Origin of the sequence: Streptomyces sp. NPDC058701, assembly GCF_042715295.1 — a bacterium.
In the GTDB taxonomy this organism is placed as follows: Bacteria; Actinomycetota; Actinomycetes; order Streptomycetales; family Streptomycetaceae; genus Streptomyces.
This window is the reverse complement of sequence record NZ_JBHXSY010000008.1, coordinates 208,960-222,533: the sequence shown is the minus strand read 5'-3', so window position 1 is coordinate 222,533 and position 13,574 is coordinate 208,960. Positions and strand designations below refer to the sequence as shown.

The 13,574-nt window shown below is 73.2% G+C and carries 9 protein-coding genes and 2 pseudogenes; 7 read left to right on the top strand and 4 right to left on the bottom strand.

The genetic code is table 11. The annotated features are described in order from the left end of the window. Positions 1-83: 83 nt before the first annotated feature. Positions 84-767: a TetR family transcriptional regulator gene (locus tag ACFWW8_RS11855; protein ID WP_386526936.1), complete on the top strand. Its 684-nt coding sequence runs from the start codon at positions 84-86 to the stop codon at positions 765-767. On the opposite strand, the pseudogene ACFWW8_RS11850 reads toward ACFWW8_RS11855, so the two are convergent. After that, positions 745-1,194 (bottom strand): annotated as a pseudogene (locus tag ACFWW8_RS11850) (cation:proton antiporter); the annotation flags it as partial. The gene ACFWW8_RS11855 and the pseudogene ACFWW8_RS11850 sit on opposite strands and share 23 nt — an antisense overlap. A 151-nt stretch (positions 1,195-1,345) precedes the next feature. On the opposite strand from ACFWW8_RS11850, the gene ACFWW8_RS11845 reads away from it, so the two are divergent. Both ACFWW8_RS11845 and ACFWW8_RS11840 read left to right on the top strand, forming a co-directional pair. Beyond that, positions 1,346-1,585 carry a heavy-metal-associated domain-containing protein gene (locus ACFWW8_RS11845; protein ID WP_386526934.1) on the top strand — a complete coding sequence of 80 codons (240 nt, stop codon included), beginning with the start codon at positions 1,346-1,348 and terminating at the stop codon, positions 1,583-1,585. 136 nt (positions 1,586-1,721) lie between these two features. Next, complete coding sequence (locus tag ACFWW8_RS11840; protein ID WP_386526931.1) at positions 1,722-4,037, top strand: heavy metal translocating P-type ATPase; 2,316 nt, start codon at positions 1,722-1,724, stop codon at positions 4,035-4,037. Between the two features lie 433 nt (positions 4,038-4,470). Here the strand turns inward: ACFWW8_RS11840 and ACFWW8_RS11835 are convergent, their stop codons facing one another. Next, on the bottom strand, positions 4,471-5,760 hold the full coding sequence (locus tag ACFWW8_RS11835) for a citrate synthase (RefSeq protein WP_386526928.1): 1,290 nt from the start codon (positions 5,758-5,760) through the stop codon (positions 4,471-4,473). A 182-nt stretch (positions 5,761-5,942) separates the two neighbouring features. Then, positions 5,943-8,195 carry an ATP-dependent RecD-like DNA helicase gene (locus ACFWW8_RS11830; protein WP_386526925.1) on the bottom strand — a complete coding sequence of 751 codons (2,253 nt, stop codon included), beginning with the start codon at positions 8,193-8,195 and terminating at the stop codon, positions 5,943-5,945. Positions 8,196-8,487: 292 nt separating this feature from the next. Between ACFWW8_RS11830 and ACFWW8_RS11825 the strand changes: the two genes are divergently transcribed. Together ACFWW8_RS11825 and ACFWW8_RS11820 are read left to right on the top strand one after the other, a co-directional pair. Next, positions 8,488-9,027, top strand: coding sequence for a DUF937 domain-containing protein (locus tag ACFWW8_RS11825; protein WP_386526922.1), 540 nt, complete (start codon positions 8,488-8,490; stop codon positions 9,025-9,027). 136 nt (positions 9,028-9,163) lie between these two features. Beyond that, positions 9,164-9,661 (top strand): annotated as a pseudogene (locus ACFWW8_RS11820) (GNAT family N-acetyltransferase); the annotation flags it as partial. Here the strand turns inward: ACFWW8_RS11820 and ACFWW8_RS11815 are convergent. After that, positions 9,612-10,547: an EamA family transporter gene (locus tag ACFWW8_RS11815; RefSeq protein WP_386526919.1), complete on the bottom strand. Its 936-nt coding sequence runs from the start codon at positions 10,545-10,547 to the stop codon at positions 9,612-9,614. The pseudogene ACFWW8_RS11820 and the gene ACFWW8_RS11815 overlap by 50 nt on opposite strands. A gap of 100 nt (positions 10,548-10,647) precedes the next feature. Here ACFWW8_RS11815 and ACFWW8_RS11810 point away from each other — a divergent pair, with 100 nt between their 5' ends. Continuing rightward, entirely contained in the window at positions 10,648-11,604 is a 957-nt protein-coding gene (locus ACFWW8_RS11810; protein WP_386526916.1) for a LysR family transcriptional regulator, read from the top strand. Between the two features lie 10 nt (positions 11,605-11,614). Next, positions 11,615-13,438 carry a glycoside hydrolase family 3 protein gene (locus ACFWW8_RS11805; RefSeq protein ID WP_386526913.1) on the top strand — a complete coding sequence of 608 codons (1,824 nt, stop codon included), beginning with the start codon at positions 11,615-11,617 and terminating at the stop codon, positions 13,436-13,438. The last annotated feature ends 136 nt before the right edge of the window (positions 13,439-13,574 follow it).

Sequence of the window (13,574 nt, the reverse complement as noted above, 5' to 3'; positions counted from 1 at the left end):
ATACGAGCAGTCGCTCGCGTTCCCTCAGAATGCGAGCGATCCCTCGCGTTTGTCAATCGCCCACGGGAAGCAAGGGATTGGACATGCCGGGGACACCCCAGGACAAAACGGCAGAAGAGGCAGGGGGGCCGACGGAATCCGACCGGGCCGCGGCCGCCGCTCCCCGGCGCCGCCAGGCCCGCGGCGAGCGGCGGATCAGCCAGCTCCTGGCGGCCGCCTCGGGCGTGTTCTGCCGTACCGGATACGCCGCGGCCAGCACCAACGCGATCGCCCGCGAGGCCGGGGTCTCACCGGGCACGCTCTACCAGTTCTTCCCGAACAAGGAGGCCATCGCGATCGAGCTCGGCGGCCGGCTGCTCCAGCGCGCGCACGAGACGCACGGCCAGGCCTTCCTCCCCGAGAACCTGGACCGACCCCTGCCCGAGCTGCTGGACGCCGTCCTGGACCCGGTCATCGCGTTCAACTGCGAGAACCCGGCGTTCTGGGCGCTGATGCACGGCTCCGGCGTCCCGGGCATCACGCAGGAGCACGAGGAACTGCACTGCAACCTGCTCACCCGGATCGAGGCGGTCCTGCACGGCTTCGCCCCCGCCGCCACGCAGGCCGAGCTCACCCACACCTCGAACATGATCCTGGGCATCTTCAAGTCGGCGCTGGACCTGATCCTCGCCCACGAGGGGCCGGAGCGCGCCGCCTACACCGCGGAGCTGAAGACCGTCCTGCTCCGCTACCTGGAGCCCATGGTCACCACGACTCGCTCCCGCTGACCCGGCCCGGGCGCCGCCCGCCCGGCTCCGGCCCGTCCCCCGACCCTTCGCCGGAGCGGGCCCCGACCCGCAGCCCCACCGGCGGGATCACAAGGACGGACAGCATCCCCGCGCCCACCAGCGCCGCCGCCCCGGCCGGCTCGACCGTCCCGGCCCGCACGCCCATCGTGGTGACGGCCTCGACCTTCGACAGCTCCGCCCCGCCGCTCTCCGGCGCCGCCCCGTGCAGCACCAGCCGGGTGACCAGTCCGGTGGCGAAGGCGCCGAGCAGGATGTCGAGCCCCATCGCCTGGGCCAGCGCCAGCATCCCCACGAGCACCAGCATCACCAGCCGTACCGCGAACCGCGCGCTGCTGTGCAGGGTCTTGTCTATGACGCGGGAGAACCACGGCGGCTTGGGCCGCAGCGCGCCATATCCGCCGTTTACATCCCACCCATCCGTATCGTCCGCCGCAAAAGAATGGGCGCGCATCCTCGCTTCGATACCCCCTAGGGGTATAGTCTCGAAGCGTCGGAGGAACAGGCTGGAGACATCCGCCGCCCCCACGCCCGGACCCACCCCTCATGAGGAGAACGACATGACCGCCGAGACGGACACCCAGACCACCGCCGTCTACCGCGTGACCGGCATGACCTGCGGGCACTGCGAGGGCGCGGTGACCGCGGAACTCTCCGCCCTGGCCGGCGTCAGCTCGGTCAAGGCCGTCGCCGCGACCGGCGAGGTCACCGTGGTATCCGCCGCCCCGCTGGCGGACGCGGACGTGCGCGCCGCCGTGGACGAGGCGGGCTACGAGTTCGCCGGCCCCGCCCAGCCGTAAGCGGGAGCCCGGAACCACCGCTCCCGACCCCGGGCGGCACCCGCCCCCCGCAGCACCCGCAGCACCCCGCCGGGGCGGTACCGGCCAGCTCATACTGGTTCCGTACCGCCCGGCCCTCCCCCTGGAGCACCGGAACATGACGAGCACAGTGCACGACGGACCCATAGCGGCGGTCGAGCTCACGATCGGCGGAATGACCTGCGCCTCCTGCGCGGCCCGCATCGAGAAGAAGCTGAACCGGATGGACGGGGTCACCGCGACGGTGAACTACGCCACCGAGAAGGCGAAGGTCTCGTACGCGGGTGACGTGCGGGTCGCCGATCTGATCGCGACCGTCGTGAAGACCGGGTACACCGCCTCGGAACCCCCGCCTCCGCAGCCGCAGCCGCAGCCGGACCTCCGGCCGGGCGCCCCGGCCGGCCCGGGAGCCGAAGCCGACGGGACCCGGGGTCCGGCCCCGGCGGCGGCTTCGGAGGCAGCCGACCCCGAGCTGGCCGCGCTCCGCACCCGGCTGCTCGTCTCGGCCGTCCTCGCCGCCCCCGTCGTGCTCCTCGCGATGGTCCCGGTGCTCCAGTTCGACAACTGGCAGTGGCTCTCGCTGACGCTCGCCGCCCCCGTCGTCGTCTGGGGCGCCCTCCCCTTCCACCGGGCCGCCTGGACCAATGCCCGGCACGGCGCCGCCACCATGGACACCCTGGTCTCGGTCGGCACGCTCGCCGCCTTCGCCTGGTCCCTGTGGGCCCTGTTCTTCGGCCACGCGGGCATGCCCGGCATGCGGCACGGCTTCGACTTCACGATCTCGCGGACGGACGGCTCCTCGGCCGTCTACCTGGAGGTCGCGGCCGGCGTCGTCACGTTCATCCTGCTCGGCCGCTACCTGGAGGCACGCGCCAAGCGGAAGTCGGGCGCGGCCCTCAAGGCCCTGCTGCGGCTGGGCGCCAAGGACGTCGCCGTCCTGCGCGACGGCGTCGAGGTCCGCGTTCCGGTGGGCACGCTGGAAGCCGGTGACCGGTTCGTCGTCCGCCCCGGCGAGAAGATCGCCACCGACGGCACGGTCGTCGAGGGCGAATCCGCCGTGGACGCCTCCATGCTGACGGGCGAGTCGGTGCCGGTCGAGGTGTCGCCGGGGGACGCCGTCACCGGCGCCACCGTCAACACCTCGGGGCGCCTGGTCGTCGAGGCCACCCGGGTCGGCTCCGACACCCAGCTGGCCCGGATCGCGCGTCTCGTCGAGGACGCCCAGAACGGCAAGGCGGAGGTCCAGCGCCTCGCCGACCGGATCTCCGCCGTCTTCGTCCCCGTGGTCCTCGTCCTCGCGCTCGGCACCTGGGTCGGCTGGCTGCTCGCCACCGACAACCCCACCGCCGCGTTCACGGCCGCCGTCGCCGTCCTGATCATCGCCTGCCCGTGCGCCCTGGGTCTGGCCACCCCGACCGCGCTGATGGTCGGCACCGGACGGGGAGCCCAGCTCGGCATCCTGATCAAGGGCCCCGAGGTGCTGGAGTCCACCCGCCGGGTGGACACCGTCGTCCTGGACAAGACCGGTACGGTCACCACCGGCCGGATGGCGCTGACCGGCGTCCACCCCGCCGAGGGCGTCGACCGCGGGCAGTTGCTCCGCCTCGCCGGTTCGCTGGAGCACGCCTCCGAGCACCCGATCGCCCGGGCCGTCGCGGCGGGCGCCGCCGACCTCGCCGGGGGGCTGTCGGTGCCGGAGGACTTCGAGAACCTCGCCGGACTGGGTGTCCGGGGGTCGGTCGACGGCCACGCCGTCCTGGTGGGGCGGGCCCGGCTGCTGGCCGAGCGCTCGATCGAGCTGCCCGCAGCAGTCGCGGCGGCCCTGGCCGACGCCGAGGCCGCGGGCGACACCGCCGTCCTGGTGGCCTGGGACGGGGCGGCGCGCGGGGTGCTGACCGTGGCCGACGCGGTCAAGGAGACCAGCGCCGAGGCGGTCGCCCGCCTGCGTGCGCTGGGCTTGACGCCGGTCCTGCTGACCGGCGACAACAAGGCCGTGGCCGAGACGGTGGCCCGCGCGGTGGGCATCGACGAGGTGATCGCGGAGGTGCTCCCGCAGGACAAGGTCGACGTGGTCAAGCGGCTCCAGGCCGAGGGCCGTACGGTCGCCATGGTCGGCGACGGGGTCAACGACGCCGCCGCACTGGCCCAGGCCGACCTGGGCCTGGCCATGGGCACGGGCACCGACGCGGCCATCGAGGCCGGCGACCTGACCCTCGTACGGGGCGACCTCAGGGTGGCGGCGGACGCGATCCGGCTGTCCCGGCGGACCCTGTCCACGATCAAGGGCAACCTGTTCTGGGCCTTCGGCTACAACGTGGCGGCCCTGCCGCTGGCCGCCGCCGGGCTGCTCAACCCGATGATCGCGGGAGCCGCCATGGCCTTCTCCTCGGTCTTCGTGGTGACCAACAGCCTGCGGTTGCGGTCCTTCCGCTAGTGGATCACCTTCGCATCCCCGCCACGATTCCTTCACGCGAGACGCAGATCACAGTGATCGCAACGTAACCATCCGGGGCCGTCGTGGGTCTAATGGGGCGGTGCCAGGGATGTCTTGGGGGACGTCTCACGGACGTCTTGGGGGATGTCCGAGGCACCGGCCGGCCGGGACGCGTGCCCGCGGGAAGCTTTGAGCGGCCCACCCGACCCGAACGGGTCCCGGCAGACACCGACGCCCCGGTCGGATCCCGTGGGGGGAATCCGTACCGGGGAAAGGAAAGCGCCCCGACCGTCGACCCGTGGGGGGATCGACGGCGGGGCGCTTCTCCCTGCCTGTGCGTGTACGTCGTGCGGGTGCGTCCTGCGCGTGCGTCGCCGCTCCGCGCCCGGACGCCGCCCCGGCCCGTGGGCCCCGGTTCAGCGGACCGCCGTGATCAGCGGCTCTCTACGGGGACGAAGTCACGCAGGACCTCGCCGGTGTAGATCTGGCGGGGGCGGCCGATGCGGGAACCCGGCTCCTTGATCATCTCGTGCCACTGGGCGATCCAGCCGGGAAGGCGGCCGATCGCGAAGAGCACGGTGAACATCTCGGTCGGGAAGCCCATGGCCCGGTAGATGAGACCGGTGTAGAAGTCCACGTTCGGGTAGAGGTTGCGCGAGACGAAGTAGTCGTCGGCCAGCGCGTGCTCTTCCAGCTTGAGCGCGATGTCGAGCAGCTCGTCGCTCTTGCCGAGCGCCGAGAGGACGTCGTGCGCCGCGGCCTTGATGATCTTCGCCCGGGGGTCGAAGCTCTTGTAGACGCGGTGTCCGAAGCCCATGAGGCGGACGCCGTCCTCCTTGTTCTTCACCTTGCGGATGAAGGCGTCGACGTCGCCGCCGTCGTTCTTGATGCCTTCCAGCATCTCGAGGACGGACTGGTTGGCGCCACCGTGCAGCGGCCCCCACAGGGCGGAGATGCCGGCGGAGATCGAGGCGAACATGTTCGCCTGCGAGGAGCCGACCAGACGCACGGTGGAGGTCGAACAGTTCTGCTCGTGGTCCGCGTGCAGGATCAGCAGCTTGTCGAGCGCCGAGACCACGACCGGGTCCAGGTCGTACTCCTGGGCCGGCACGGAGAACGTCATGCGCAGGAAGTTCTCGACGTAGCCGAGGTCGTTGCGCGGGTAGACCACCGGGTGGCCGACCGACTTCTTGTAGGCGTAGGCCGCGATCGTCGGCAGCTTGGCCAGCAGGCGGATCGTCGAGAGGTGGCGCTGCTTCTCGTCGAACGGGTTGTGGCTGTCCTGGTAGAACGTCGACAGCGCGCTGACCACGGAGGACAGCATCGCCATCGGGTGCGCGTCGCGCGGGAAGCCGTCGTAGAAGCGCTTCACGTCCTCGTGCAGCAGCGTGTGCTGGGTGATCTCGTTGCGGAACGACGCGAGCTGGTCGACGGTCGGCAGCTCCCCGTTGATCAGCAGGTAGGCGACCTCGATGAAGGTCGAACGCTCGGCCAGCTGCTCGATCGGGTATCCGCGGTAGCGCAGGATCCCCTGCTCGCCGTCGAGGTAGGTAATCGCGGACTTGTACGCCGCGGTGTTGCCGTAGCCACTGTCCAGCGTGACGAGCCCGGTCTGGGCCCGCAGCTTCGAGATGTCGAAGCCCTGGTCACCGACGGTGCTCTCGACCACCGGGTAGGTGTATTCACCGTCCGCGTACCGGAGTACTACAGAGTTGTCGCTCACGTCATCCCTCACCGACGTAGTGCCTCTTCTTCGAGGTGCCCTGACTGCCTCTACCTTCCCCCATTTGGCGCAGGAGAGTGCACTCGGGGTCGGCATTTGGTCTTCTCGACGGCACTGAGTGCCGCCAAGCTGCTCATCCTGCCCCTTCACACCGGCGCCGGGAACCCCAAATGATCGATCATTTAGGTGATGTTTCCCACCGGTATCCGGCCGGACAGCCTCGGAGCGACCGCCGTGTACCTCCTGCCTGCGGAAACCGTACGCACGGCCTGTCCGAGAGCCTTGCGTGACCCGACGAGGACGACCAGTTTCTTCGCCCTGGTCACCGCCGTATAGAGCAGGTTCCGCTGGAGCATCATCCAGGCTCCGGTGGTGACCGGGATCACCACGGCCGGATATTCACTCCCCTGGGAGCGGTGGATGGTGACGGCGTACGCGTGGGCCAGCTCGTCGAGTTCGGCGAACTCGTACCCGATCTCCTCGTCCTCGTCCGTCCGTACGGTCAGGCGCTGTTCGACCGGGTCGAGGGCGGTGACCACGCCGAGCGTGCCGTTGAAGACGCCGTTGGCGCCCTTGTCGTAGTTGTTCCTGATCTGGGTGACCTTGTCACCCACCCGGAAGACCCGGCCGCCGAACCGCTTCTCCGGCAGGTCCGGGCGGGCCGGCGTGATGGCCTGCTGGAGCAGGGCGTTGAGGTTCCCGGCGCCCGCGGGTCCGCGGTGCATGGGGGCGAGCACCTGGACGTCCCGGCGCGGGTCGAGCCCGAACCGGGCGGGTATCCTGCGGGCCGCCACGTCCACGGCCAGCGCTCCGGCCGCCTCCGTGTCCTCCTCGGCGAAGAGGAAGAAGTCCGGCAGCCCCTCGGTGATCGGCGGCAGGCCGGTGTTGATCCGGTGGGCGTTGGTGACCACCCCGGACTGCTGGGCCTGACGGAAGATGCGGGTCAGCCGTACGGCGGGCACCGGTCCGCCTTCGGCGAGCAGGTCCCGGAGCACCTCCCCCGCGCCGACCGAGGGGAGCTGGTCGACGTCCCCGACCAGCAGCAGGTGCGCCCCCGGCGCCACCGCCTTGACCAGCTTGTTGGCCAGCAGCAGGTCCAGCATCGAGGCCTCGTCGACCACGACCAGGTCCGCGTCCAGCGGCCGCTCCCGGTCGTACGCCGCGTCCCCGCCCGGCTTGAGCTCCAGGAGCCGGTGCACGGTGGAGGCCTCGGCCCCGGTGAGTTCCGAGAGCCGCTTGGCGGCCCGCCCGGTGGGCGCGGCGAGCACCACCTTGGCCTTCTTGGCCCGTGCCAGCTCCACGATCGAGCGCACGGTGAAGGACTTGCCGCAGCCGGGCCCGCCGGTCAGGACGGCCACCCGGCGGGTGAGGGCCAGCTTCACCGCGTCCCGCTGCTCGGGAGCGAGCGCGGCCCCGGTCCGGTCGGCGAGCCAGCCCAGGGCCTTGTCCCAGTCCACGTCCCGGAAGCCGGGCATCCGGTCGTTCTCCGCGTTCAGCAGCCGGCGCACCTGCCCGACCAGCGACAGCTCGGCGCGGTGGAAGGGGACCAGGTACACGGCGGTCAGCGGGTCCGGCCCGCCCTGCGGATCGGGCACGGGCTCCCGTACGACACCCTCCGGGTCCGCGGCGAGCTCGGCGAGGCAGTCGATGACCAGCCCGGTGTCCACCTGGAGCAGCTTGACCCCGTCGGCGATGAGCCGTTCCTCCGGCAGGAAGCAGTGCCCCTGGTCGGTGGACTGCGACAGGGCGTACTGGAGGCCGGCCTTGACCCGCTCGGGGCTGTCGTGCGGGATGCCGACGGCCTGGGCGATGCGGTCGGCGGTGAGGAATCCGATGCCCCAGACGTCGGCGGCGAGGCGGTAGGGCTGGTTCTTCACCACCGAGATGGACGCGTCGGCGTACTTCTTGTAGATGCGCACGGCGATGGAGGTGGAGACGCCGACCCCCTGGAGGAAGACCATGACCTCCTTGATCGCCTTCTGCTCCTCCCAGGCGGCCCCGATCAGTTTGGTCCGCTTGGGGCCGAGCCCCGGCACCTCGATGAGCCGCTTCGGCTCGTCCTCGATCACGTCGAGGGTGTCGGTGCCGAAGTGCTCCACGATCCGGTCGGCGATCTTCGGTCCGATGCCCTTGATCAGGCCGGAGCCGAGGTAGCGCCGGATGCCCTGGATGGTGGCGGGGAGCACGGTGCGGTAGTTCTCCACCGTGAACTGCCGGCCGTACTGCGGGTGGGAGCCCCAGCGGCCCTCCATCCGGAGCGACTCGCCGGGCTGCGCACCGAGGAGCGAGCCGACGACGGTGAGGAGGTCGCCGCTGCCGCGGCCCGTGTCCACGCGGGCGACCGTGTAGCCGGTGTCCTCGTTGGCGTAGGTGATGCGCTCGAGCACCCCGTCGACCACCGCCAGTTGTACCGCCGCCGCCCCGTCCGCTGCCATGGACCGAAAGCTACCGTCCGGCGCCGACAGCGCGTCACGCCTGTGGAGAACCGGGGGCGGAGCGGGTCCGGGACACCAGAAGGGGGTCCGGCCTCGCGGCCGGACCCCCATCACGGTTACCCCTCCCGTGTCGGACTTCCCGATCCCCCCAGATCCCCTCCCGAAAGTCCCGACGCACCATACGACCCGCGATTCCCGCACGGGGTTGCACCGGGATGCGGAGCTTTATCATTCCGTTACCGAGGCTGGGTCCGAGGTGCCGTCAAATCGCCGCAGAAGTAGCGTTTCCCGCATGAGCGAACCTTCATTCCAGGACGACGTGCTCCAGGAACTCGGCGACGACAAACTGACCGAGATCGCCGGTCTCCTCGGCACGGACACCAACGGCGCCCGCGACACCGTCGCGGAGACGGTCGGCGCCATGACCGGCGGCCTGCAGGAGAAGGCCGCGGCCGACGACGACGGCGGCGTCGAGGTCCGCCAGGCCGTCGCCGAGGTGGCGGAGCCCCCACTGCGGGGCGTGTCCACCCTGGGCGGCGGCCTGGGCGGCATGCTGTCCGGCGGGATGATGGCCGGGGTGCTCGCCAAGATCAGCAAGCCCGTGGCCGGCGCCGTGTCGAAGAAGACCGGCATCCCCGCGCCCACCATCAGCCGCGTCATCGAGCTGCTGATCCCGGTGCTGCTGGCGGTCTTCGCCAAGCGCGCGGCCTCGGGCAAGACCGCGGGAACCCCCGCGGCCGGCGGCGCCGCCCCGGCCCCCGGCGCGGCCCCCGCGGCGGGCGGCGGGCTCGGGGACCTGCTGGGCCAGATCCTCGGGGGCGGCAAGAAGTGACCCGTACGGCGTAACACCCGCCGGAGGGCGGTCCGGGGCGGCTGGAGCCGCAGCCCGGGACCGCCCTCCGCGGCATCCCCCGCCACCGCACGCCGCGCTATCCTCGGGCGCCATGGACACGCCCGAGAAGGCACCCGTACGGCTGCGGTCCCCCGAGCCCGGCGACCTGGGCTGGATCGTGCAGCGGCACGGCGCGCTGTACGCCGCGGAGTACGGCTGGAACACCGAGTTCGAGGGCCTGGTGGCGCGGATCGTCGCGGACTTCGCCGAGGACCACGACCCGTACCTGGAACGCGTCTGGATCGCCGAACTGGACGGCCGCCCGGTCGGTTCGGTGATGTGCGTCCGCGAGGACGCCGCGCCCGGCACCGCGCGGCTGCGGCTGCTCCTGGTGGACCCCGCCGGCCGCGGCCGCGGCATCGGCGCCCTCCTCGTCGACGCCGTCGTGGCCTTCGCCCGCTCGGTCGGCTACCGGGAGCTCGTCCTGTGGACCAACGACGTGCTGACCTCCGCGCGCTCCCTCTACCTGCGCGCGGGCTTCACCCTGGTCGCCGAGCGCCCGCACCGCTCGTACGGGGTCGCCCTCACGGGACAGGACTGGCGACTGCCACTGCGGGAGGGCTCCCCGCGCTGACGTCCGGACCGACCCCCGTACCGTCCGGACGCCGCGCGAGCGTCAGCGAGGTCAGCGCCACCCCGCCGACCAGGAGCACCGCCGCCAGCCAGCGCGTGCCGGAGACGGACTCCCCCAGCACCAGCGCGGCCGAGGACATCCCGAAGACCGGGACCAGCAGCGAGAAGGGCGCCACCGAGGAGGCCGGGTAGCGGCGCAGCAGGTAGCCCCAGGCGCCGAAGCCGAAGACGGTGGACACCCAGGCGACGTACCCGATGACGGCGGCCCCGGACCAGTCCAGGGACCGCAGCGCGGCCAGGTCCCGCTCCGGCCCCTCCAGCAGCAGCGAGAGCGCGAACAGCGGCAGCACCGGTACCGCGCACACCCACACCATGAAGTTCAGGGCGTCGGGCGGCGAGGCCCTGCGGGTCAGCACGTTGGAGACGCCCCAGCAGGCGGCGGCCGCGACGACCAGGACGAAGCCGAGCACCGGCCCCGAGGTCCCCCCGTCGACGGCGGCGACGGCGATCCCGGCGAGCGCGACCCCCATGCCGGCCACCCGCACCCGGCCGGGCCGCTCGCGCAGCACGACGGCGGCGAGGACCGCGGTGAAGACGGCCTGGATCTGGAGCACCAGCGAGGACAGCCCGGCCGGCATCCCGGCGGCCATCCCGGTGAAGAGCAGGCCGAACTTGGCGATGCCCAGGGCCGCCCCGACCCCGAGGATCCACTTCCAGGCGACCCTGGGCCGCCCGACGAAGAACACGGCGGGCAACGCGGCCGCGAGGAAGCGCAGGGCGGACAGGAGCAGCGGCGGGAAGTGGCCGAGTCCGATCTCGATCACGACGAAGTTGACGCCCCAGACGGCGGCGACGAGCACGGCGAGTGCGGTGTGTACGGGACGCATGGTTCGAGCATCGGCGCCCGGAGGATGTAGCACCAGCGCGAGTCCCTTCCGCGTTGGATGAAGCATTGCTACCGAATGGCCGCGGTGCCACGATGGGGGCATGCTCGATCTGGCCCGGCTCCGCGCGCTGCACGCCGTCTCCGTCCACGGCTCGGTCGCCGGCGCGGCGGCCGCCCTCGGCTACACCCCCTCGGCGGTCTCGCAGCAGATCGCCAAGCTGGAGCGGGAGACCCGCACCACGCTGCTGGAGCGTCGCGGACGCGGGGTCGCCCTCACCGAGGAGGCCCGCCACCTGGCCGACACGGCGCAGGAGTTGCTGGCGATCGTGGAGCGGGCGGAGACCACCCTGGAGGAGCGCCGCGGGCAGCCCGGCGGGCTGCTGACGGTGGCCGCGTTCGCCTCGGCGGCGCGCGGGCTGCTGCCGGGAGTGCTGGCCGACCTGGCCGCACGGCACCCGGCGCTGGACGTACGCCTCACGGAGGTGGACCCGCACCTGTCCGTCGACCTGGTGGTCCGGGGCGTCACGGACCTCGCGGTGGCCCACGACTGGGACATCGCCCCGCTGCCCGCGCCCGAGGGGGTCGAGCAGGCGGTGATCGGCGACGACCTCTGCGACCTGGTGGTCCCGGCCGGGCACCCCTTCACCCGCCGCGGGGTGGTCCTGCGCGCCGACCTGGGCGGGGAGCGCTGGGTGTGCCAGCCGCCCGGGCGGGTCTGCCACGACTGGCTGGTGCGGACCCTGCGGACGGCCGGCTTCGAGCCCGACATCGCGCACGTCGCCGAGGAGAACCACACCATCGTCGCCCTGGTCGCGGCCGGGCTCGGCGTGGCCGTCGTCCCCCGTCTGGGCACGGGCCCGCTGCCGCCGGGCGCGGTGGCCGTACCGCTGGAGCCCGGGCCCGTGCGCCGGTTGTACGCCCTGTGGCGGACCGGGGCCGCCCGTCGGCCCGCCATCACCGAGGCCGTACGGACCCTGCGGGAACACTGGGCCGCGACGGCGGCCCGTCCGGGGGACCTCCCGAGTGTCCGCCACCCCCCGGCCCCGGCCCGGCAGTAGGGTCCGGCGCGTGCCGAACCACGCCTCCCGCCGGACCCTGCTCGCCGCGGCCGCCCTGGCCGCCGTCACGGTGGCCGGGTCCGCCTCCGCCACCGCGGGGGCCCGGCGCGTCCCGGACGATCCGCGCTCCCATGACCGCGCCCCGGGCGGGCCGCCGGGCCGCCGGCCGGAGCCGGCCCGGCTGCGCGCGCTGGTGGAGGGGATGAGCCTCGCCGAGAAGGTCGGGCAGCTCTTCGTGTCCCGGGCGTACGGCCACTCGGCGACCGACCCCGACCCGGCGGACGCCGAGCGGAACCTGGCGCTGTTCGGGGTCCGCACCGCCGCCGAGCTGGTGTCCCGCTACCACCTCGGCGGGATCGTCTACTTCGCGTGGGCCCACAACACCCGCGACCCGCGGCAGATCGCGGAGCTCTCCGGCGGCCTCCAGCGGGCCGCCCTGGCCGGCGGCGCGCGGATCCCGCTGCTGCTCTCCACTGATCAGGAGCACGGGGCGGTCGCCCGCATCGGCCGGCCCGCGACCCTGCTGCCGGGGGCGATGGCGCTCGGCGCGGGCGGCTCCCCGGCCGACGCCCGCCGGGCCGCGCGGATCGCGGGCACCGAGCTGGCCGCCATGGGCATCCGCCAGGACTACGCGCCGGTGGCCGACGTCAACGTCAACCCGGCGAACCCGGTGATCGGCGTACGGTCCTTCGGGTCCGATCCGCGCGCCGTGGCCGCCCTGGTCGCCGCCCAGGTCCGCGGCTACCAGGGCGCCGGGGTGGCCGCCACGGCCAAGCACTTCCCCGGTCACGGGGACACCGAGACCGACAGCCACGTCGGGCTGCCCGTGATGCGGCACACCCGGGCCGTCTGGGAGGAGCTCGACGAGCCGCCCTTCCGGGCCGCGGTCGAAGCGGGCGTGGACGCGATCATGACGGCGCACATCGTGTTCCCCGCGCTCGACCCCTCCGGGGACCCCGCGACCCTCTCGCGGCCCATCGTCACCGGCATCCTGCGCGAACGCCTGGGCTTCCGCGGGGTCGTGGTCACCGACGCCCTCGACATGGCCGGGGTCCGCCAGAAGTACGGGGACGACCGGGTGCCCGTCCTGGCCCTGCTCGCGGGCTGCGACCAGCTGCTGAACCCTCCGGACCTGAGGCTCGCGCACCGCAGTGTGCTGGCGGCCGTCGAGGCCGGCGAGCTGACCGAGCCGCGGATCGACGCTTCGGTGCTGCGCATCCTGGAACTCAAGGCCCGGCGCGGCCTGTTCGGGGCGCCCCGGGTCTCCGCGGCGGGGGCCGGTTCCGTCGTCGGCTCCCCGGAGCACCTGGCGGCGGCCGACGCGATCGCGGCCGGCACGACCACGCTGCTGGCCAATCCCGTCGGGCTGTTGCCGCTCGACGCCGCGGCGGCGCCCCGGCTGCTGGTCACCGGGGCCGACCCCGTGTCCCCCACCGGCACCACGGGTCCCCCGGCGGCCGTCCTGGCCCGGGAGCTGACCGCGCTGGGCTGCCGGGCCTCCGCGGTGGCGCCCGAGCGGGCCGCGGCCGCGGCGCCGGGCCACGCGGCGGTGCTGGTGTGCACGTACAACGTCCCCGAGGGGGACAGCCCCCAGCGCGCGCTGGTGGCGGAACTCGTCGCGTCCGGGGTCCCGGTGGTGGCGGTGGCGGTCCGCAACCCGTACGACGCGGCCCGGCTGCCAGCCTGCGCGGCGGAGCTGGCGACGTACTGCTGGACGGACGTGGAGATGCGCGCGGCGGCCCGGGTGATCACCGGTGCGGTACGCCCCGGGGGCCGCCTCCCGGTCCCGGTTCCGGGCCGCTATCCGCTGGGCCACGGACTGGCGTACCCCTGACGGCGGCCGCCCGGCGGCGATCGGCACCCGGCGGGCCGCGCACGGCGACGCGAGGCACGCGACGGGCGCCGGGCGCCGGGCGACGGGCGACGGGCGACGGGCAAACGGCGGCGGGCATACGGCGATGGCCTCGGCG